Here is a 21,165-nt window from a genome sequence, read left to right on the forward strand (position 1 = left end):
GGCACCGGTGTCGCGAGTCAGAATCGTACGCACGGCTCGATACGCTTCGCTCTCGTAGCCGCGCTGGGCCGCCTGCCCGGTCCTCGCAGGCGCCATGCCTTCATGCGCGACCCCGGCCCCGCCCGCACGGGGGCTGGCAGCCGACGCGATGCGACAAAGCAAAAAAAAACGGCGCAAACAGCGCCGCTTCCATACAAATGCTCTGGGTCCCCGCCTGCGCGGGGATGACGTCAAACTTCCGCCTTGTCGCGCGCCGCATCCAGCGCCGTGCTCACCGCGTCGCCGAGCTGCGCGATGTCGAAGGGCTTGCGCAGGATCTTCGGCTTGCCGGCCAGGCGTTCCACCGCGGCCATGTCGGCATAGCCGGTGGCGAGGATCACCGGGACGTCGCCCACCATCTTGCGGGCTTCGGAGATCACTTCGGCACCGGTCATGTCCGGCATTGCGTAGTCCACCACCAGCAGGTCCGGCTTCACCGCGGCGAGCGAAGCCAGCGCCTCGTGGCCGTTGGCCGCTTCGGTGACCTTGTAGCCGATGAGGCTCAGGCATTCGACGATCACGCGGCGCACGTCCGGGTCGTCTTCCACCACGAGGATGTGGCAGGACCCGGCCAGCGCGGGCACCTCCGGCTGCTGACGCTCCGTGGTGACGTCCTCGGTGTCGGCGTCGGCCTCCGGGAAGAACATCTCCACCGTCGTGCCCGTGTCCGCGCTGCGGATGCGCGCCACCCCGCCGGACTGGCGGGTGAAGCCATAGACCTGGCTGAGCCCCAGCCCGGTGCCGCGGCCCACCGGCTTGGTGGTGAAGAAGGGATCGAACACCTTGGGCAGGATGCTGGACGGGATGCCGCTGCCGCTGTCGCTGACGCTCACCAGCACGTAATCGCCTTCGGGCAGGTCGCGGTCGGCGTCGAGAAAGCGCGTGCCGGTGCTGATTTTCAGCTTGCCGCCCTCGGACATCGCGTCGCGCGAGTTCACGGCGAGGTTGAGGACCGCCATCTCCAGCTGGCTCGCATCGAGCATCACCGTGGCGTCTTCCTCGCACAGGTCCAGTTCCACCTCGATGCCGGAACCGACCGAGATTTCCAGCAGGTCCTTCATGCCCAGGATCAGCTGGTTGACGCGCGTGAGCCGCGGCAGCAGCGACTGGCTGCGGGCGAAGGACAGCAGCTGGTTCGTCAGGCGCGCGCCGCGGCGCGCCGCGCTCTTGGCGCGGTCCACCACCGGCTTGACCTTCTCCTCCTTGGCGTAGAGGGACACCAGCTCCAGGTTCATGTTGACCACGTGCAGCAGGTTGTTGAAGTCGTGGGCGATGCCGCCCGTGAGGCGGCCGATCGCCTCCATCTTCTGCACCTGCGTGAGCACCGCCTGCGCCCGCTCGCGCTCGTTGATCTCCTTCATCAGGCGGTCGTTGGCGCTGGCGAGTTCCTTCGTGCGCTTCAGGATGCGGTCCTCGAGCTCGCCGTTGAGTCGCTCGAGCTCGGTCCTCGTGCGCTTCAGCTCATCGAGGTGCTCGCGCCCCGCATACTGCCGCCGGCGCGCGCGCACCGCCGACTCCGCCGCGCTCGCCAGCGTCTCCGCGTTGAGCGGCCGCTCCAGCAGCACCAGGTTGCCGAGGCTGTGCAGTGCCCGGAAGTCCTTGTCGGCACGGCGGCCCTCGCGCTTGGTGGCCAGCACCACGAAGGGGAAGTCGGACCAGGGCGGCTGGTTCTTCAGCCAGGTGTGCAGGCCATCGTCGGACAGCAGTTGCGGCAGCGCTTCCTCGGTGACGATCACCGCGGCTGCGCCTTCGTCCATCGCCGCGAGCAGCTCTGCGTCGGTCGCGCAGACGTCGCACGCGATGCCCTGGTGCTCCAGCACGGTTCGCACGACGTTGGCATCCCTGCCGCGGGGCGCGTGGATGAGGACCCGCAGTTCCATCATTTCTTCCCGCCCGGTCGGTCGCCCAGCAGCGGCAGTTCGCCGCGGTAGGCTGCCACGCCGGTCAGCACGCCCTCGAAGTCGGTCAGTTCCTGGCCCACTTCCAGTCCCTGCGGCCCCATGCGGAATTCGCGGATGGTCTGCTCGTGCTGGTTGGTGCGGCTCTTCACCATCGACACCGCCTTCAGCAGGCGTCCCCTGGCCTCGAAGAAGCGGAACGTGAGGATCCCGTCGGACAGGTAGCTCATGTCGACGTCGCTCCCTGCATCCCCGATCACGCCGTGCTGGCCCAGGATCAGGATGGTGACGATGTTGAGGTGGTTCAGGTAGGTCAGCAACTCGTGCATCTGCAGCATCAGGTACTTGCTGCCCGGCATGGCTTGCAGGTACGCGTTGAGGCTGTCGATCACGATCATGTGCGCTTCGACCTCCTCCACCGCGTGCCGCACCATGTGCGCGAATTCGCCGGCCGACACTTCCGCGGGGTCCAGCGGGATCACCTGCAGGTGACCGCTGGCCAGGTAAGGCTCGAGATCCATGCCCAGCGCCTTGCCGCGGACCAGGAGCGTGGAGAGCCCTTCGTCGAACAGGTAGTAAGCCGCGCGCTCGCCGCGCCGCAGCGCCGCCAGCACGCAGGCCATGGCCGTGGTCGTCTTGCCCACGCCGGACGGGCCGTTGAACAGCGTGTTGCTGCCGCAGGCCAGCCCGCCTCCCATCAACTGGTCGAGCTTGGGGATGCCGCTGCTCACCACCTCGTGCGTCGCGGACATGCGGTGTTCGGCGGCCACCAGGCGCGGGAACACGGCCAGCCCGCCGGTATCGAGCACGAAGTCGTGGTCGCCCCCGCGGAACTTGATGCCGCGCATCTTCAGCACGCGCAAGCGCCGGCGCTCCGGGCCGTACTGGTCCACGGCCTGCTCCAGGTTGATCACGCCATGGGAGATGCTGTGCAGCTGCAGGTCGGTGTCGCGGCTGGACCGGTCGTCCAGCAGCAGCACGGTGCAGCCCTGGTCGGCGAAGAACTTCTTCAGGGCCAGCACCTGGCGGCGATAGCGCAGCGGATCCTGCGCGAGCAGCCGCATCTCCGACAGGCTGTCGAACACCACGCGCTGCGGCTTGCCGTGCTCCACGGCGGCGATCACGCCGCGCACGGTTTCACCGAGTTCGACCTGCGAGGGATGCAGGATCGACTGTTCGAGCTCGGGACTCAGGCCTTCGCTGCTCACCAGCTCGAAGAGCTCGATGCCATCGAGGTCCCAGCCATGCGACGCGGCCACCGTGCGCAGTTCGGCGCTCGTCTCCGACAGCGTGACGTAAAGCCCCTTCTCGCCCTGCTGCACGCCCTGGCGGAGGAATTGCAGGCCGAGCGTCGTCTTGCCGGAGCCCGGGTCCCCCTCGACGAGGTAGACGTGCCTGGCAGGAAGGCCCCCGCCCAGAACGTTGTCGAGGCCGGCGATGCCGGTCGAGGCGCGCTCCTGGGCAGGAATGGGAACGGTGATGTCGGGGCGTTTCATCCAATACGAACAGCCGCGAGACAAGCGGCTGCGCGACCATCCTACCGGCTGGGCGCTTCGCCGGGTGTAGGCTCATTCCGACATCGGGGGACCGGAACCTCCTGCGTCACGCGCCGGCTTCCGCTTCCTGCAGCGTGCGCCACATCACCTTGCCGCTGCCGCTCTTGGGCAACGCGTCGACGAACTGCACGATGCGAGGCACCTTGTACACCGCCATGTTCTCGCGGCACCAGCCCACGATCTGCTGCTCGGTCACCTGGCCCCTGTACGCGGGCCGCAACACCACCACCGCCTTGACCGTCTCGCCACGGTAGCTGTCGTGCGCGGAGATCACGCAGGCTTCCTGGATCGCCGGGTGGCGGAACATCAGTGCCTCCACTTCGGCCGGCCACACCTTGAAGCCCGAGGCATTGATCATGCGCTTGAGGCGATCGGTGAGGAAGAAGTAGCCGTCCTCGTCGATGCGCCCGAGGTCGCCGGAGCGGAAGAAGCGCTTGCCCCCGAGGGTGACGAAGGCGGCTTCGGTGGCCTCCGGCCGCTTCCAGTAGCCCTCGAACACCATCGGCCCGTGCATGATGATCTCGCCCTGCGCGCCGGGCGGCAGTTCCTCCAGGGTCTCCGGATCGACCACCCGCGCATCGCAGCTCATGAAGGGCACGCCGAGGCATTGCTGCTTGGGCGCATCCGGCGGGTTGCTGTGCGAGGGCGCGGCGGTTTCCGTGAGGCCGTAGCCTTCCACGTAGCGCAGCTGGAACTGCTCGAACAGGCGCTGCGCCACGGCCTGCGGCATCGCCGCGCCGCCGCCGCCGATGTGCTGCAGGCTCGAGAGGTCGTAGTCCGCGAAGTTCGGGCTGCCGAGGAGGTCGATCACCATCGTGGGGATGTTGGTCCAGGTGGTGACCTTGTAGCGGGAGATCAGCCGGCCGGCGACGTCGCGGTCCCAGCGCGGCATCATCACCAGCGTGGAGCCGGTGTAGATGTTGGTGTGCATCACGCTGACCATGCCCGTGATGTGGAACATCGGCACGACCTGCAGCGTCACCGACTCGGGCGTCGCGTTGCCCCAGAGGCTGCTCGCCATCGCGTTGTGCAGGATGCTGCGGTGCGGATGCATGCAGCCTTTCGGCTGGCCCGTGGTACCGCTGGTATAGGGCAGCAACGCGAGATCCCCGGGGCCCACTTCCAGCGGCGGCAGCGGCAGGTCGTTGGCGAGCGCGTCGGTCCAGGCCAGCACCTCTCCGCCTTCGATCGCGGGCAGCGGATGGCGGGTGAGCAGCCAGTCCTTCCAGGTCTCCGGCATGGTGCCGGCTTCCGTCCCCTGCGGGTCGAAGGCGTCGGTGAACTGCGTGACGACGAGATGCGCGAGCCGCTGCCCGGTCGGCAGCTGCGCATTCGCCCTGGCGAGCTCGGGCGCGAGGTCGCCGGTGGTGATCGCCACTTTCGCATCGGGATCGACGATGTAGTGCTTCAGCTCCTCGGCCCGGTTCATCGGATTGACCGGGACCACCACCGCGTTGGCCCGCAGGATCGCGAAGTGCGCGACCAGCAGCTGCGGGCAGTTCTGCATGTCCAGCAGCACGCGGTCGCCCTTGCGCACGCCCAGCGCGTGCAGGCGGGCCGCGAGCCGCTCGGCGAGGTGCTGCACTTCGGCGTAGGGATAGGCGCGGCCGAAGAAGACGACGGCGGGCTTGTGCGGATAGCGGCGGGCGCTGATGGCCAGGTTGTCCCACAGCGACGTGGCGGGGACGGTCAGCGAGTGCGGCAGGCGCTTGGGCCAGAACTGGTGGTGCGGGCGGTCCATGGGGAGGCGTTGAGTGCTGCGCCGACCATAAACCCATCGCTGCCGCGCGACATGCGGGGAAGCCCCACGACCGTCCCGCGGGCGACGCACCCGCCGCGTCAGTGTTCGTGGCGGTGGTGCGCGTCGGGAAAGTGCGGATGCGAGTGCACCATGGGCTCATGCCGGTGGGGATGGCTGTGCTTCGTGCCCGGCGGCACCGACGGTACGTGCGCATGCTCGTGGTGTTCGTCACCGGCACCGTGCACGTGCTCGTGCGCGTGTTCCAGCGCGCGGTGCGCGTGCCGGTGCTCGTGCCGCTCGGTCAGGTGCAGCCAGACCCCGAGCGCCATCAGCGCCGCCGCGAAAGCCAGGCGCGCGTCGACCGCCTCGCCGAGCAGGAGCACCGCGAGCAGCGCCCCGAAGAAGGGCGCGACCGAGAAATAGGCGCCGGTGCGCGCGGTGCCGAGCGAACGCAGGCCCAGCACGAACAGCACGAGGCTCACGCCGTAGCTGAAGAAGCCCAGCAAGGCCGCCGCGCCCACCGACGGCAGCGCCGGCCAGGAGGCCCCCAGCGCCAGCGCGAGGACCAGGTTGGTGCCGCCCGCCGCCAGCCCCTTCACCATCGCGATCCAGGACGCGTCGGCCAGCGACACCTTGCGCGTGAGGTTGTTGTCGATGGCCCAGGCGAGGCAGGCGGCGAGCACCAGCAGCGCGGAAGTTCCCGCGTCCGCGGTTCCCTCCCGCGGCCACGCCAGCACCACGCCGCCGGCGACGATGGCCGCCATGCCGAGCGCCACGCGGCGGTCCACGTTCTCGCGGAACACGAACCAGGCGAGCAGCGCCGTCAGCACGCCTTCGGCATTGAGCAGCAGCGACGCCTGCGACGCCGGCATGCCCGCGAGTCCCAGCATCAGCAGCACCGGGCCGGCCACGCCGCCGGCCAGCACCGCGCCGGCGAGCCACCGCGCTTCGCCCGGCCGCAGGCGCACAGGGGCGGCGCCGCGCAGGCGGCGCAGCAGCAACAGGCCCAGGCCGGACCCCAGGTACAGCAGCGACGCGAGCAGCCAGGGGCTCACCTGCAGCAGCAGCAGCTTGGCCAGGGGCGCGGCCGCGCCGAACAGCAAGGCGGCGGCCAGGCTCGCGGCCACGCCCGGGTGCCGCCAGGTGGGGCGTTGGGAAAAAGACGTCATGCAGCCCCGATGCTAGCCCGCGTGCGTCCGCGCCGGCTCGGTCACAATGCCCGGCAAGCCGGCCGATGTCCCTGCACCACCCTCATCATCACGACCCCCATGGCCACGGCCATGACCACCACGCCCTCCCGGAAGGCCCGGTGCCGCCCGGCTACCGCCGCGTGCTGTGGATCGCGCTGGCGGTCAACGCGCTGATGTTCGCCATCGAGATCGCCGGCGGCCTGTCCACCGGGTCGGTGTCGCTGCTGGCCGACGCGATCGACTTCTTCGGCGACGCGGGCAACTACGCGATCTCGCTGGCGGTGCTGGCGATGGGTGCGGTCGCTCGGGCACGCGCGGCAGTGTTCAAGGCGGCCAGCATGGTCCTGTTCGGCGTCGCGGTGCTCGGCCGGGCGGCCTGGGCCGCGTGGAACGGCGCGGCGCCCGAGCCGCTCGCGATGGGTGCGATCGGCACGCTGGCGCTGCTGGCCAACGTCGGCGTCGCGGTCCTGCTGTACGCCTACCGCGACGGCGACGCCAACATGCGCAGCGTGTGGCTTTGCACGCGCAACGATGCGATCGGCAACGTGGCCGTGATGCTGGCGGCAGTGGGGGTGTTCGGGACCGGGACCCGCTGGCCCGACCTGCTGGTCGCGGCCGTCATGGCGGGCCTGGCGCTCTCCGCCGGGCTGAGCGTGGTGCGCCAGGCGCGGCGGGAGCTGGTGTCGCGAAGCGCTTGACGCTCCGCGCCGTTGTTCAACGGAAAATACGGGCGATGACGAAGCCGGCGGCGAAGGCGACGCCGAGCGCGGCCAGCGGGTTGGCGCGCACCTGTTCGCGGGCCATGTCGCCGTACTCTTCCTGCATGTTCATCACGCGCTCGCTGCCGTGGCCGATCTTCTGCTCGAGCGAATCGACGGCCTCGTGCAGGCTCTGCGCCATGCGGCGGACACGGTTCGCGTCACCGTTGAGGCCGGCGCCGTTGCTGCCGCCGGTGCCGGAGCTTTCGGAGCTGGTGGGGAAGGGGTTCTGGGTCGCGGTGTCGGCGTTCATCGTGGTCCTCTCTCGGCTTGTTGCGGGTGAAATGCCGGCACTTGCCGGCGGAAGCGTTGCCGGCGCGATGCCGGCGAAGCGTCCACTGTAGGAAGCCCAGCGATTCGCCGCCGTACGAATCTTCTGGACCGCGCGTAGGATTTGTCCTTCCGCGGGAAGGGCTGCAAATCACTCGACTATGATCGCCGGCATGCGCCGCTGGCTGCTGCTGTTTCTCGTCCTGCTGTTGCCCCTGCGCGGGCTGGTGGGCGAAGCCATGGCCGGACAGATGCTGGCCCAGTCGGCGCAGGAAGCCCAGGCGCCACAACAAGGGCACGCCGCGGCCCACGACTGCGACCAGCATGGCGCCGCGCACGCCGACGAGGCAGTTGCAGCTGCGCAAGACGAAGCGGCCGGAGCGCACGGCGACTGCCCCACCTGTGCCGCGTGCCAGGTGTGCTCCTCGTTCGCGGTGATCCCGTCCGCCGTCGCTCCCGCATCCACTCGCCTCTCGCAGGCACCGCCGCCCGCCGTGACGGTCGCCTTCCATAGCGCCGAGCCCGCGCACGCCTTCAAGCCGCCCAGAAGCTGATCTCCTGCCCGTAGTGCGTCCGCAGCGCGCGCTGTCGCGTTGCGCCGCTCACTCATCCGCCTGGAGATCCGCATGACATCGCCCTGGATGGCGGCCGCGCTGGCCGTCCTTGCCCCGGCGGCCCTGGCCGCCGACCCCGCCGACGCGGCCGCGCCCGTGCCGCCGCCGCATTACAGCTCCGTCTTCACCGGCCCGGCCGGCGTCGAAGAAGACACGGTGGACTGGAAGAAGGCGAATGCCGACGTCGCCCGGTTCCCGCGCGGCCACATCGACCTGCTGCGCTGGGAAGAGAGGCAGCAGGACCAGGCCACGCCGGCGCCCGCACCGGCACCGGCGCGCCCGCAGGAGAAGCCATGAAGAACGCGCTGGCCTTCCTCGCTGCCGCGCTGGCACTCGCAGGCTGTTCCGCGCCGGCGGGGCCGGACGCCTTGCGCCGGGACGTCGAGCAGCTCACCGCGACACGCACCGGCATCGCACCGTCGGACAAGCGCGAGACCGTGCAGCAATTGCTCGAGCCGCGGCCGCTGGCCGCCGACACCGCGGTGCGCATCGCACTCCTGAGCAACCCCGCGCTCGAAGCGAACTTCGCCGCGCTCGCGATCAGCGACGCCGAGCGCGTGCAGGCGGCGCAGCTGCCCAATCCGCACCTGAGCCTCGGCCGCTTGCGCGAGGGACAGGTGCTGGAGATCGAACGCATGCTGAGCTTCAACGTGGTGCAGCTGCTCACGCTGCCCTGGCGCGCGCAGTACGCCAGCCAGTCGCTGCAGCTCGCACGCCTGCGCGCCGCGCAGGAGGTGATCCGCACCGCGGCCGACACGCGTAAGGCCTGGATCCAGGCCGTGGCCGCAAGGCAGACCGCGCAATACCTGCGCGACGCCCGCGAGGCGGCGGAAGCCGGCGCGGAGCTGGCGCGCCGCATGGCGCGCGTAGGCAACTGGAGCAAGCTGCAGCAGGCGCGCGAACAGGCCACGCTGGCCGACATCGGCGCCCAGCTTGCCCGCGCGGAACAGGCTGCGGTCGCAGAGCGCGAGAAGCTCACGCGCCTGATGGGCCTGTGGGGCGAGGACGCGAACTACACCCTGCCCGATCGCCTGCCGGACCTGCCGAAGGACATCGCGGAAGCGCGCGACGTCGAAGCCACCGCGCTGCGCGAGCGCATCGACGTGCGCGCCGCCCGCGACGAGAGCCGCTACGTCGCGCAATCGCTGGGCCTGACAAGGGCCACCAGCGTGGTGGACGCGCTCACCCTGGGCGTGGTGCGCAACACCACCTTCGACAACGCCACCGGTGGCAAGGCAACCAGGCGCGGCTTCGAAGTGGAGCTGCCGATCCCGCTGTTCGACTGGGGCCAGGCGCGCAGCGCGCGTGCCGAGGCGACCTACCTGCAGTCGGTGGCGCGCGTGCGCGAGGTCGCCGTGCGGGCCCGCAGCGAAGCCCGCGAGGCCTGGCACGGCCAGCGCACGGCCTACGACGTGGCGAAGCACTACCGCGACGAGATCGTGCCGCTGCGCAAGTTCATCGTCGACGAAACCCAGCTGCGCTACAACGGCATGCTCGCCAGCGTGTGGGACCTGCTGGGCGAAGCCCGCAACCACATCGCCGCCGTCAACAACGCGATCGCGGCACAGCGCGATTTCTGGATCGCCGACACGGACCTGCGCACCGCGCTCACCGGCACCTCGCCCGGCGCGCTCGCCGCCATGAGTGCCGGCGGCACGGCGCCGGCCGCGTCTTCCGAAGGACACTGAACATGCAACGAAGAGCCTTCTTCGGCGGCGCCGCGATGGGCGCGATCGCCGCCGCCTCCGTGAGCAAGGTGGCGCTGGCCGCCGTGCCGGAAGCGGTGATCGCGGACCAGCCCGCCACCGCGCCGCCGCTCGTGCCCACCACGGGGCGTCCCTACAACCCGGTCGTCACCCTCAACGGCTGGACCCTGCCCTGGCGCATGAACCGGGGCGTCAAGGAATTCCATCTCGTCGCCGAGCCCGTCGAGCGCGAGTTCGCGCCGGGCATGACCGCGCGCCTGTGGGGCTACAACGGCCAGTCGCCCGGTCCGACCATCGAAGTGGTGGAGGGCGACCGCGTGCGCATCTTCGTCACCAACAAGCTGCCGGAGCACACCGCGATCCACTGGCACGGCCAGCGCCTGCCCAACGGCATGGACGGCGTCGCCGGCATCACGCAGCCGCACATCCCGCCGGGCAAGACCTTCGTCTACGAGTTCGAGGCACGGCGACCGGGCACCTTCATGTACCACCCGCATGCCGACGAAATGGTGCAGATGGCGATGGGCATGATGGGCCTGTGGATCACGCACCCGAGGGGCGCGCATCCGCTGATCGACCGGGTGGACCGCGATTTCTGCTTCCTGCTGGCGGGCTTCGACATCGATCCGGGCAGCGCGGTGCCCAGGGTGAACACGATGCTGGACTTCAACCTGTGGACCTTCAACTCGCGCGTCTTTCCCGCCATCGATCCGCTGGCCGTGCGCCAGGGCGACAAGGTCCGCATCCGCGTCGGCAACCTCACGATGACGAATCACCCGATCCACGTGCACGGCCACGAGTTCACCGTGACCGGCACCGACGGCGGGCCGATCCCCAGGACGGCGCGCTGGCCCGAGGTGAGCGTCGACGTGGCCGTCGGCCAGATGCGGCAGATGGAGTTCGTGGCCGATGTCGAAGGCGACTGGGCCCTGCACTGCCACAAGAGCCACCACACCATGAACGCGATGGGCCACGCCGTGCCGACCATGATCGGCGTCGACCACCAGGGCCTGGTGAAGAAGCTGCAGAAGATCGTGCCCGACTACATGGTGATGGGCGAGCGCGGCATGGCCGACATGGGCGCCATGGAAATGCCGATCCCGGACAATACGCTGCCGATGATGACCGGCCGCGGCCCCTTCGGCCCGGCGGAGATGGGCGGGATGTTCACGCTGCTGAAGGTGCGGCGCGACCAGAAGCCGGGCGACTACCGGGACCCGGGCTGGTACCGCCATCCGCAGGGCACCGTCGCGCGCGAGTGGACCGGCGAGATGCCGGCGCCGGCCCGCACCGCGGCGCCCGCGCCGCAGAAGAAATCCGTGCCGCTGGACGTGCGCAAGCCGGCGGGCCACGAAGGACATCATTGAGAGCGAGGAAAAAATGCACATCCGCAAGACACTGGCCGTCGCCGCCGCCCTGCTCGTCGCCTCCGCGGCGTGGGCGCACGGCGACCAGCACGCCGCGCAGCCCGCCGACGAACTGGCGAAGGAGCAGACGCCCTGGGGCATCGCCGGCGACGCCAGGGACGCGCGCACCATCGAGATCCGCATGGGCGACGACATGCGCTTCCGGCCGGCCCGCGTCGAGGTGCGCGAGGGCGAGACCATCCGCTTCGTCGTGCGCAATGGCGGCAAGATCCTGCACGAGATGGTGATCGGCACCGCGCAGGAACTGAAGGAACATGCCAGGATGATGAAGAAGTTCCCGAAGATGGAGCACGACGAACCTTTCATGGCCCACGTGAAGCCCGGGGCGAAAGGCGACCTGGTGTGGAACTTCAACCGGCCCGGCACCTTCCAATTCGCATGCCTGATCCCCGGCCATTTCGAAGCCGGGATGAAGGGCACCATCGTCGTCCAGCCCAAGGGGAAAAGACAATGAACCACGATTTCGGCGTGCGCCGCGGCCTGCTGCTCGCGCTCGGGGCACTTCCCTTCGCTTCGTTCGCCCAGCAGGCCGGCAAGACCCTGGTGGAAGTCTGGAAGGACCCCAACTGCGGCTGCTGCCAGGACTGGGTGAAGCACCTGCAGGACAACGGTTTCGCCGTGAAGGTGCACGAGAACGGCAACGGCGCCATGCGCGCGAAACTGGGCATCCCGCCCAGGCTCGGCTCCTGCCACACCGGCTTCGTCGGCGGCTACGCCCTCGAGGGCCACGTGCCGGCGAAGGAAGTGCGCCGCCTGCTGAAGGACCAGCCGGAGGCCGTGGGCCTCGCGGTCCCCGGCATGCCGGTCGGCTCTCCCGGCATGGACGGCAGGATCTACGGCGACCGGCGCGATCCGTTCGACGTGCTGCTCGTGCTGAAGAACGGCGAAACGAAGGTCTACGCCTCGTACAACAAGGCCTGAACGGAAACCATCATGACGAAACGATTCACCGCCGCCCTGCTGGGCACCCTGCTCGCCACCGCCGCCTTCGCGCAGGCGGCCCTCACCGAAGGCGAGGTCCGCAAGGTGGACAAGGCCATCGGCAAGATCACGCTGAAGCACGGCGAGATCAGGAACCTCGACATGCCGCCGATGACGATGGTGTTCGGCGTCAAGGACAAGACGCTCCTCGACAACGTGAAGGCCGGCGACAAGGTGAAGTTCGCGGCCGACAAGGACGCGCAAGGCAACTACGTCGTCACCGCCCTGGAGAAATGAACGCGGCACGCCGCTGCACCGAGGGCCCGCCATGAAGATCGGGGAACTTGCTGCCGCATCGGAAACGGCGGTGGAAACCATCCGCTACTACGAGCGCGAGGGCCTCCTCGCGGAGCCGGCACGCACCGGATCGAATTACCGCAGCTACGGCCCGGAGCACCTGGCCCGTCTTCGCTTCATCCGCTACTGCCGCGGCCTCGACATGTCGCTCGACGAAGTGCGGGTGCTGCTGCGCTTCAAGGACTCGCCGCACGAAAACTGCGGCGACGTGAACTCCGTGCTCGACGAACACATCGGGCACGTCAGCCGCCGGATCAAGGAACTCCGCGCCCTGGAAAAGGAGCTCAAGGAACTGCGGTCGCTCTGCGGCGAAACACGGGAGGCCCAGGAGTGCGGGATCCTGGAAGGTCTCGCGAAAGCCTCGAGCGCCCCGAAGCAGCAAAGGGCCGCGGGTCATCTCAAGGGCCTCCACCGTCCCGGTTGACCCTGTAGCGGCTTCAGGGTTTCCAATCGCCGTCAGAGAGGAAAAACCAAGATGTCCGCAAGCTGCTGCTCCCACTCGGCCTGTTCCAGCCCTCCCGTCGACCCGCGCTACCGCAAGGCGCTCTGGGTGGCACTCGTGCTCAACGCGCTCATGTTCCTCGTCGAGCTTGGTGCGTCCTGGAGTTCGGGTTCCGTCTCCCTGCTGGCGGACTCGATCGACTTCTTCGGGGACTCGGCCAACTACGCCTTGTCGCTGGCGGTGCTCGGCCTCGCCGCATCCACCCGCTCCAAAGCCGCACTGTTCAAGGCGGCCTGCATGGGCGCGTTCGGCGTTTTCGTCCTCGGCAAGGCGCTCTACAACCTGCAGGCGGGCGTCCCCCCCGAACCCCTCACGATGGGCGCCGTCGGATTCGCCGCGCTCGCCGTCAATGCGGGCGTCGCGGCCTTGCTGTTCCGGTTCCGCGCGGGCGACGCCAACATGCAATCGGCATGGATCTGCTCACGCAACGACGCGCTGGGGAACGTCGCCGTGATGCTCGCCGCCCTCGGCGTGTTCGGGACGGGCCATGCCTGGCCCGACCTGCTGGTGGCCGGCGTGATGGGCAGCCTGGCGCTCAGCGGAGCCTGGACCGTGCAGAAGCAGGCGCGCGGGGAGCTGCGGCCTGCGGTCCATGCGCACTGACCGGCCGCCTGCTTGCCGTGCCGGCGCTCGGCCGGGCCGTGTCGACGCTACTGACCTCCGCTTTCACAAAAGGGATTCCTTTCAAGTGAGGTGAGGTTTGGGATGCGAGGTTGCGAGTGGCTTCGTCACGGATGCAGACGAAGCCACGTGCCTGGGACGGCGGCGGTGAAGCAGATACCAGGCCGCGGGAATGACCAGCATGCTGAGCAGAGGGGCGGTGACCATGCCGCCCACCATCGGGGCTGCGATTCGCGTCATGACCTCCGAGCCGGTGCCGCTACCCACCAGGATGGGAAGCAGGCCACCCATGACCACTGCAACGGTCATCGCCTTCGGCCGGACACGAAGGACTGCACCTTCGCGAATCGCGGCCAGCAGGGTGTCGTCGCTGTCCGGCTCGCCGGCTGCGAGCCGCCTGGAGTACGCGTTCTTCAGGTACACCAGCATCACCACGCCAAACTCCGCGGCCACGCCGGCGAGCGCGATGAAGCCCACGGCAGTCGCAACGGAAATGTTGTGCCCCAAGGCCCAGACCAGCCAGAAGCCTCCCACCAGGGAGAACGGGACCGCGGCCATGACCAAGCCCGCATCCTTGAAGGAGCGGAACAGGAGGTACAGCAGCACGAAGATGACTGCCAGCGTGGCTGGCACCACCACCTTGAGCCGCTCCGCGGCCCGTTCCAGGTATTCGAACTGTCCCGACCAGGAAACGGAATAGCCCGCCGGCAGCTTGACCTCCTTGGCGACGGCAGCCTGCATGTCCGTGACGACAGAGCGCAGGTCTCGGCCCCGCACGTCGACATAGACCCAGCCGGAAAGGCGAGCGTTCTCGCTACGGATCATCGGCGGGCCCTCCTGGATGTTCACGCGCGCGACGTCCTGCAGCAGGAGCTGGGCGCCTTTGTCGGTGACGAACGGGAGGGTTCGCAGCCGCTCCAGCGAGTCGCGAATCTCTCGCGGGTATCGCACGTTGATGGGAAACCTCTCGCGGCCCTGGATGACTTCCCCCACGTTCTCGCCGCCAATCGCGGTAGAAACGATGCTCTGGACGTCCGCAACGGAAAGCCCGTACCTGGCGGCGGCGGCACGGTCGACGTCCACGTCGATGTACCGGCCACCGGTGAGCCGCTCGGCGAGAGCCGATGACACGCCAGGCACCTTCTTTACGGCCGACTCGACCTGGCCGGTGAGCCGGTCGATGGTCGCCAGGTCCGCGCCGGCCAACTTGATGCCCACCGGGCTCTTGATGCCGGTGGCCAGCATGTCGATGCGATTGCGGATGGGAGGCACCCACACGTTCGAGAGGCCAGGCACCTTGACGATGCGGTCCAGCTCCTCCACCAGCTTGTCCGGCGTCATCCCGGCACGCCACTGCCCGCGGGGCTTGAACTGGATGGTGGTCTCGAACATCTCCAGCGGGGCCGGGTCGGTGGCTGTGTCGGCACGGCCCGCCTTCCCGAAGACCCGCTCCACCTCGGGAACGGTCTTGATGAGGCGGTCGGTCTGCTGCAGCAGCTCCGAAGCCTTCGAGGCCGAAAGGCCAGGCAGCGCCGACGGCATGTACAGGAGGTCCCCTTCATCCAGAGGCGGCAGGAACTCCCCACCCAGGCGCATCAGCGGGACGACTGTCAGCGCCAGCAGCACTGCGGCGATGGCCAGCGTCGCCTTCGGAAATCGAAGCACGGCCTCCAGGGCGGGCCTGTAGATGGCCATGAGAAACCGGTTCAGCGGGTTGGATGCTTCGTGCGGGATGCGGCCTCGCACCAGGTACCCCATGAGGACGGGCACCAGCGTGACCGACAGGCCGGCTGCGGCAGCCATGGCGTACGTCTTCGTGAACGCCAGGGGTGAGAACAGCCTTCCCTCCTGCGCTTCCAGCGTGAAGACCGGCACGAATGACAGCGTGATGACGAGGAGCGAGAAGAACAGCGCCGGTCCGACCTCCACGGAAGCCTCCGTCACCAATTCCCATCGTTCGGCCAGCGTCGGACCGCGGCCATGCCGATGCTCGAAAGCCTCGAGGTGCTTGTGCGCGTTCTCGATCAGGACGATCGAAGCGTCGACCATCGCTCCCAGTGCAATCGCGATTCCGCCCAGCGACAGGATGTTGGCGCTGACGCCCTGCCACTGCATGACGACAAACGCAGCCAGCACGCCGACGGGCAAGGTCACCACGGCCACGAGCGCGGAGCGCAGGTGGAAGAGGAAAGCCGCGCAGACCAGGGCGACGACGACGAACTCCTCGACCAGCTTCCAGCTCAGGTTGTCCACTGCCCGGTCGATGAGCAGAGAGCGGTCGTAGGTCGGGACGACCTCCACGCCCGGTGGCAAGCTGGCCTTCAGGGTCGCCAGCTTCGCCTTGACCGCCTCGATGGTGGTTCGCGCGTTCTTGCCGGAACGCATGACGACCACGCCTCCGGTCACCTCGCCCTGGCCGTCCAGCTCCGCGATGCCACGTCGCATTTCCGGGCCGATCTGAACGAACGCGACATCACGCAGCAACACCGGAGTCGCTCCGGACACGCTGATCGGGATGGTGCGGAAGTCCTCCAGCGACCGCAGGAAGCCTCGCGAGCGGACCATGTACTCGGCCTCCGCGAGCTCCACCACCGAGCCGCCGGCGGCCTGGTTGGCCTTCCGCAGCGCCTCCACGACCATGCCCTGCGTCACGCCGAGTGTCCGCATGCGGTTCGGGTCCAGAACGACCTGGTATTGGCGCACCATGCCGCCGATGCTCGCGACTTCGGCCACATCCTGTACGGTCTTGAGCTCGAACTTCAGGAACCAGTCGTTGAGCGCACGCAACTGCGAGATGTCGTTCCTGCCGGTGCGGTCCACCAACGCGTATTCGTAGACCCAGCCCACGCCCGTGGCGTCGGGCCCGAGAGAGGCGTTGGCACCCGCAGGCAGCCGGCTCTGGACCTGGTTCAGGTACTCCACGACGCGGGAGCGAGCCCAGTAAGGGTCCGTCTTGTCGTCGAAGAGGACGTAGACGAAGGAATCGCCGAAGAAGGAGTAGCCGCGGACGACCTTGGCGCCCGGAACACTCAGCATGGTCGTGGTCAGGGGGTACGTGACCAGGTCCTCGACGACCTGAGGCGCCTTCCCGGGGTAAGGCGTCCGCACGATGACCTGGGTGTCCGACAGGTCGGGAAGCGCGTCGAGCGTCATCCGCTGCGCTGACCAGATGCCAGCCAGGACAACGAAGACCGTCGCGATCAACACCAGGAAGCGGTTGCGGATGGACCAGCGAATGAGCGTCGCTATCACTTGCCTGCTCCCGCGGGCGTCACGGCGACGAGCTCATAGCCCATCGGACCGCCCTGCTTGAACTCGAAAGTGACGGAGTCGCCGGGCTTCACGCCAGGAAAGGCCTGCGGATTGGGCTTGCCGAATCCCATGGTCATGGCCGGCCACTTGAGCGCCGGCACCGGCCCGTGGGAGAAGGTGATGGCCTCGGCATCGACCTTCTCCACCTTGCCCTCCGCCTTGAAGGTCCCGGCCGCTGCGGGTTTCTGTGCCTGAGGAACAGGCGCGCTCGCGGCGGGAGCGGCCCGTCCTGCTGCAGCCATCCCGCCCAACACAGACTTCAGCCGAGCCTCGGAGTCCACCAGGAATTGCCCGCTGGCGACGACTTGGTCCCCCTCGTTCAGCCCTTGCACCACTTCGAGTTGGTCTCCGAGGTCAGCGCCGAGAGCGACCTCGCGGGGTGCAAACGCTCCGTTAGCGCTGCGCACGATGGCAACGGCACGCGTTCCGGTCCGAATCACCGCCTCGGCGGGTACGACCAGGCGCGAGGTGACCGGCCCCGCGACTTGCAGGCGAAGCAGCATGCCCGGCGTCAGGCGGCCGCCCTTGTTGGCGACCTCGAACCTGGCCTGCACGGTGCGGGTGTTCGCGCTGACCTGCGGCAGGATTTCCTTCAGCTCGCCGTCGAACGCCTGCGAGGCATCCGCCTGCAATGCGGCCTTGACCTTCTGGCCGCGCTGGAGGCGAACCGCCTGGACCTCCGGCACTTCCGCCACGGCCCAGACCCGTTCCAGGCCGGCAATCCGGAACAGCGTCATGCCCGGATTCACGGCGACGCCCTCGCGTACCCCGAGCTCGGCGACGACGCCGCTCACGGGCGCCGGCACGGTGAAGCGAGCCTGCGCCGTGCCCACTTGCTCGCTCTGGCGAAGCAGCGCATCGGGAATGGACATGGCACGCATGCGGTCGCGTGCCGCCTCCAGGAGGTCCTGGGACACGCCGGCGCGCTTGAGGGCCAGATACTCGTTCTGCGGGCCCAGCCAATCCGGCGCATAGACGGTCGCCAGTGGCTGGCCTCGCCGGACGTACTCCATCGGGGCGCGAACCAGCAGCCGCTCCACATAGCCGTTCACGCGCGTCTGGACGGCCGCGGTCAGTCGCTCGTCGAACTGCACGGTGCCAACGGCATCGAAGGAGCTTGCAACCTGCGCTCGCGTCACGGTGGCCGTGCGGATCCCGAGGTTCTGTTGCACTCCCGGACTGACCTTCACGCCGGCATCGGCCTGCTCGTCGGCGTAGACCGGCACGAGCTGCATGTCCATGAAAGGCGACTTCCCGGGCTTGTCGAACCTCGGGCCCGGAACCATCGGGTCATGCCAGTACAGGACCTTGCGCTCGCCCTGCTGGCCCGCGGCTGGCGCGCTTGCCACCTTCTGCGGCGGGTGTGCGAAATGCTTGCCGGCGAAGTACCCGCCCGCGGCAAAAGTCGCGGCGGCCAAGGCCGCTGCCGCAATGTGGCTGCGCTTCATCGGGCAACTCCGGGAATGGGTTTGAAGGTGAGCTGCGCCTGCACCTTCGCGAGGTCGCGCCGCAGGTTGAGGTGCTTGCGAAGCGTGTCCACTTCCGCGTGGCGCGCCTCGAAGAGAGTCATGAGCGGAAGCTGGTTCGAGCGGTAGCCGGCAAGTGCAGCCTGCGTTCGCTGCCGGGCCGGCACGACGACGCCGGTGCGGTACCGCTCCCCGCGTTGCGCCAGCCGCTGGGCGTCGCTGGCAAGCGCGCGGTATTCGGCAGTCGCCATCCGGGATGCACCTTCCAGGCCGGCTTCGGCCTTCTCCACGAGCGCGAGTTTGGCCGCCGTCTCGCGGTCTTGCCTTTCCCCGGGCGAGACCGGCAGCGGGATGTTCACGCCGATGGACACCATGTCCGGGAAACCGGTGCGCTGGCCGTAGGAGGCCTGCCACGTCCAGTTCGGCCTCCGATTCGCTGCCGTGGCAGACGCTTCGGCGCGCGCGAGTTCGATTTCGCGCAGGGCTTGCAACACGGCCGGATGGGCGGCCACATAGGCCTGCTCGCTGGGCACAGTTGGCAACGCGGGCATCGCGAGTTCGTCCGGTCGGAGTCCGACCCACCGCTGCAGGCTGGCCAGCGCCGCCGACTGCATCTGCTGCATCTCGGCGGATTCGTCCTCGGCCACCCCGCGTGCGGCCGTCGCCTGCAGGACCTCCTGGCTGTTGCCCGTCGATGCAGACAAGCGCGCCTTCGCGGCTTCGGCTTCCTCGTGCACGTGGTGTTCGGCCAGCGTGGTGAGCCTGAAGCTCTCGCCGGCGAAGTAGGCATCGAGGTAAGCCAACGCGGCCTGGAGGCGGGCCTCTGCCACTGCAACCTGCTCTGCCAGCGCCTCGCGGCCGACCTGAGCCTGCGCGGCTGCCTGGCGCAGGGCGCGCTTTTCGGAGGACACCCACTCCTGGCTGATGCCGACCCTCTTCATGGTCATGGAGTCGGCGGTCGTGCGAAGCCGGTCCGCCCCGGTCACCGGCAGGTTGTCGATACCCACGCCGAGCATCGGGTCCGGCAGCTGTCCCGCGGCCCGCGCGGCTTCCGCGGCGCCGGCGGCACCTGAGCGCGCGGCGCGTGCCGCTTGAGAGCGCTGTGCAGCAAGCTCCAGCGCCTGGTCCAGGTCAAGGGATGCGGCCGAACCGAGGGCCGGAAGCATCGCGGCGAGTGCAAGAGCCGCGGGAAGAAAACGCGAAAACATGGAATCTCCGAAGACAACGAAACGGTTGTCGGCCTGCGGGCATGCCGCGGCGACGCCGGTGTGTCGACGGAGATGTCAGACTCGGAGTCTGAGCGTGGAGAGGAAGAGTGGGTCCGGAGGGGGCCGCGCCTGGCCTGCCTCGGCAAAGTGTGCGGATTCGGCGTCAGCCGCGTCCAGCACCGGAGCGACGACCAGGACCTGCACGACAGCCGGCAGGCTGACCGCCGGAACCTGAACGGGGTCAGCCGACTGCGGTGCGCTGGCACAGTGCTGGTAGCAAAGGCCGGGCTGCTCCTGGTCCATCGGCTGGCCTGCACCCATGGCCATGCCCTCGCAGGGCTCCCCGGACGCCATCTGCATGACCGGCATCCGGCCCTTCTGCGGAGGCTCGGGGCAGACATAGTTCGCCAGCGCCAGCTGTGAGAACAGCAGCGACAGCACCACCAGGAAGGTGGTGGTCAGGCGTTGAGCGGAGCGTCGGAACATCGAATGGGAAGTGTAGCCGTCAGCTGCGACTTTCCGCAGCGGAAGTTGCCGACACCGCCCGGCATCCCGAACGGATCAGCCCGCGCAGCAGGAGCTCGAGCCTGTTTGCAGCGGCGGGCATTTCTGTGTGCCGTAGGAGCAGAACACGCAGCAATCGCCCGCCAGGGGGCGCAGCAACGTTTTGCAGTTCTCGCATTCATAGAACCACTGGCAGGCATCCGTCGGCATGGTTTCGGTCTTCAGGTGCCCACACTCCGGGCACCTGAGCGTGGATTCCAGGACAACAGCCGTCACGTCAGGCACCTGCAGCGGAGTCGGAAGCCGCCGCGCTCCACGACCGCACATCATTGGTTTTCACGGCATCCATTTGAGCTAGTCTATGTGCGGACCCGAGTACGGAGTCAACAGGCATGCGTGCCGCCACGTCATCTGGCCGGGCGCAAGCGACGGAAGGTGAGCTGTCCGCGCATCGATGCTCTGATGAGCGCGGACGGCGCCGAGGCATACCGGCCGGCCCGAGCACGTTCCCGTCGGTAACCGGCAACCCGCAATCGTAAACGTGTGCACGGCCCGGCTTTCCCCCGCGGTGCCGCTCCCTAGACTGGCTGCAGCCAGGAGATCGAACGATGTCGCACGAAAAGTACGAGGAATACCAGGAGTGCATCTCGGCTTGCCAGAACTGCGTGGTGGCCTGCAACCACTGCGCGGCCTGCTGCCTGCAGGAGCCGCAGGTGCAGCACATGGCGCGCTGCATCGGCCTCGACATGGACTGCGCCCAGTCCTGCCAGCTGGCCATCGCGCTGATGGCGGGCGGCAGCGACTTCGCTCCGCGCGCCTGCGAGCTCTGCGCGGAAGTGTGCGAGGCCTGCGCCGAGGAGTGCGGGCGGCACGACGCGGACCACTGCCAGCAATGCGCCGAGGCCTGCCGCCTGTGCGCCGATCACTGCCGCAACATCGCGCTGGCGGCGGTGGCCTGACGGCGCCCCCCTTTCCGGTCGTCCGCGCCAGGTCGATGGCGGCCGGACGGAAGTCATGACGGAGCGGACGAACGATGCCTGCGCGCGTCCTGCCTGCTCGGCCGCGCCGCACATAA

Annotated in this window: 21 protein-coding genes; 11 read left to right on the top strand and 10 right to left on the bottom strand. The window is 68.7% G+C overall.

What is annotated here, in order from left to right:
• Positions 1–230: 230 nt before the first annotated feature.
• From VF522_RS17590 to VF522_RS17605, 4 genes are all read right to left on the bottom strand, one after another.
• On the bottom strand, positions 231–1,922 hold the full coding sequence (locus tag VF522_RS17590; RefSeq protein ID WP_330909597.1) for a response regulator: 1,692 nt from the start codon (positions 1,920–1,922) through the stop codon (positions 231–233).
• Positions 1,919–3,433: an ATPase domain-containing protein gene (locus VF522_RS17595; RefSeq protein ID WP_330909598.1), complete on the bottom strand. Its 1,515-nt coding sequence runs from the start codon at positions 3,431–3,433 to the stop codon at positions 1,919–1,921. Before VF522_RS17595 ends, VF522_RS17590 begins: the two co-directional genes overlap by 4 nt.
• A 106-nt stretch (positions 3,434–3,539) precedes the next feature.
• Positions 3,540–5,234, bottom strand: a complete 1,695-nt coding sequence (locus VF522_RS17600) for a long-chain fatty acid--CoA ligase (RefSeq protein WP_330909599.1) — start codon at positions 5,232–5,234, stop codon at positions 3,540–3,542.
• A gap of 98 nt (positions 5,235–5,332) precedes the next feature.
• Positions 5,333–6,403 carry a DMT family transporter gene (locus tag VF522_RS17605; RefSeq protein WP_330909600.1) on the bottom strand — a complete coding sequence of 357 codons (1,071 nt, stop codon included), beginning with the start codon at positions 6,401–6,403 and terminating at the stop codon, positions 5,333–5,335.
• Positions 6,404–6,468: 65 nt separating this feature from the next.
• Here VF522_RS17605 and VF522_RS17610 point away from each other — a divergent pair, with 65 nt between their 5' ends.
• Positions 6,469–7,122 carry a cation transporter gene (locus tag VF522_RS17610; protein WP_330909601.1) on the top strand — a complete coding sequence of 218 codons (654 nt, stop codon included), beginning with the start codon at positions 6,469–6,471 and terminating at the stop codon, positions 7,120–7,122.
• 16 nt (positions 7,123–7,138) lie between these two features.
• Here the strand turns inward: VF522_RS17610 and VF522_RS17615 are convergent, their stop codons facing one another.
• Positions 7,139–7,435, bottom strand: coding sequence for a hypothetical protein (locus tag VF522_RS17615; RefSeq protein ID WP_330909602.1), 297 nt, complete (start codon positions 7,433–7,435; stop codon positions 7,139–7,141).
• A gap of 190 nt (positions 7,436–7,625) precedes the next feature.
• Here VF522_RS17615 and VF522_RS17620 point away from each other — a divergent pair, with 190 nt between their 5' ends.
• From VF522_RS17620 to VF522_RS17660, 9 genes are all read left to right on the top strand, one after another.
• Positions 7,626–8,006: a DUF2946 family protein gene (locus VF522_RS17620; RefSeq protein WP_330909603.1), complete on the top strand. Its 381-nt coding sequence runs from the start codon at positions 7,626–7,628 to the stop codon at positions 8,004–8,006.
• Positions 8,007–8,078: 72 nt separating this feature from the next.
• A complete protein-coding gene (locus VF522_RS17625) occupies positions 8,079–8,363 on the top strand; it encodes a hypothetical protein (RefSeq protein ID WP_330909604.1) in 285 nt (94 codons plus the stop codon).
• The gene (locus tag VF522_RS17630; RefSeq protein ID WP_330909605.1) at positions 8,360–9,754 is read left to right on the top strand and encodes a TolC family protein; all 1,395 of its coding nucleotides are present in this window, start codon (positions 8,360–8,362) and stop codon (positions 9,752–9,754) included. Before VF522_RS17625 ends, VF522_RS17630 begins: the two co-directional genes overlap by 4 nt.
• Before the next feature lie 2 nt (positions 9,755–9,756).
• Positions 9,757–11,139, top strand: coding sequence for a copper oxidase (locus tag VF522_RS17635; RefSeq protein WP_330909606.1), 1,383 nt, complete (start codon positions 9,757–9,759; stop codon positions 11,137–11,139).
• A gap of 13 nt (positions 11,140–11,152) precedes the next feature.
• On the top strand, positions 11,153–11,653 hold the full coding sequence (locus VF522_RS17640; protein WP_330909607.1) for a cupredoxin family protein: 501 nt from the start codon (positions 11,153–11,155) through the stop codon (positions 11,651–11,653).
• Positions 11,650–12,120, top strand: a complete 471-nt coding sequence (locus tag VF522_RS17645; protein ID WP_330909608.1) for a DUF411 domain-containing protein — start codon at positions 11,650–11,652, stop codon at positions 12,118–12,120. Before VF522_RS17640 ends, VF522_RS17645 begins: the two co-directional genes overlap by 4 nt.
• A gap of 12 nt (positions 12,121–12,132) precedes the next feature.
• On the top strand, positions 12,133–12,417 hold the full coding sequence (locus VF522_RS17650) for a copper-binding protein (RefSeq protein WP_330909610.1): 285 nt from the start codon (positions 12,133–12,135) through the stop codon (positions 12,415–12,417).
• Positions 12,418–12,448: 31 nt separating this feature from the next.
• Positions 12,449–12,901 carry a Cd(II)/Pb(II)-responsive transcriptional regulator gene (cadR, locus tag VF522_RS17655; protein WP_330909611.1) on the top strand — a complete coding sequence of 151 codons (453 nt, stop codon included), beginning with the start codon at positions 12,449–12,451 and terminating at the stop codon, positions 12,899–12,901.
• Between the two features lie 51 nt (positions 12,902–12,952).
• Entirely contained in the window at positions 12,953–13,582 is a 630-nt protein-coding gene (locus VF522_RS17660; protein ID WP_330909612.1) for a cation transporter, read from the top strand.
• 81 nt (positions 13,583–13,663) lie between these two features.
• Here VF522_RS17660 and VF522_RS17665 read toward each other — a convergent pair whose 3' ends face one another.
• The 5 genes from VF522_RS17665 to VF522_RS17685 form a co-directional block, all read right to left on the bottom strand.
• On the bottom strand, positions 13,664–16,852 hold the full coding sequence (locus VF522_RS17665; RefSeq protein WP_330909613.1) for an efflux RND transporter permease subunit: 3,189 nt from the start codon (positions 16,850–16,852) through the stop codon (positions 13,664–13,666).
• Positions 16,849–18,360 carry an efflux RND transporter periplasmic adaptor subunit gene (locus VF522_RS17670; protein ID WP_330909614.1) on the bottom strand — a complete coding sequence of 504 codons (1,512 nt, stop codon included), beginning with the start codon at positions 18,358–18,360 and terminating at the stop codon, positions 16,849–16,851. The genes VF522_RS17665 and VF522_RS17670 overlap by 4 nt, the downstream gene beginning before the upstream one ends.
• A complete protein-coding gene (locus tag VF522_RS17675; RefSeq protein WP_330909615.1) occupies positions 18,357–19,586 on the bottom strand; it encodes a TolC family protein in 1,230 nt (409 codons plus the stop codon). Before VF522_RS17675 ends, VF522_RS17670 begins: the two co-directional genes overlap by 4 nt.
• Before the next feature lie 75 nt (positions 19,587–19,661).
• Entirely contained in the window at positions 19,662–20,072 is a 411-nt protein-coding gene (locus VF522_RS17680; RefSeq protein ID WP_330909616.1) for a hypothetical protein, read from the bottom strand.
• A gap of 75 nt (positions 20,073–20,147) precedes the next feature.
• The gene (locus VF522_RS17685) at positions 20,148–20,366 is read right to left on the bottom strand and encodes a GDCCVxC domain-containing (seleno)protein (RefSeq protein ID WP_330909617.1); all 219 of its coding nucleotides are present in this window, start codon (positions 20,364–20,366) and stop codon (positions 20,148–20,150) included.
• 332 nt (positions 20,367–20,698) lie between these two features.
• Between VF522_RS17685 and VF522_RS17690 the strand changes: the two genes are divergently transcribed.
• Positions 20,699–21,049, top strand: coding sequence for a four-helix bundle copper-binding protein (locus VF522_RS17690; RefSeq protein ID WP_330909618.1), 351 nt, complete (start codon positions 20,699–20,701; stop codon positions 21,047–21,049).
• The last annotated feature ends 116 nt before the right edge of the window (positions 21,050–21,165 follow it).

Origin of the sequence: Ramlibacter sp., from assembly GCF_036383835.1 — a bacterium.
GTDB lineage: Bacteria > Pseudomonadota > Gammaproteobacteria > Burkholderiales > Burkholderiaceae_C > Ramlibacter.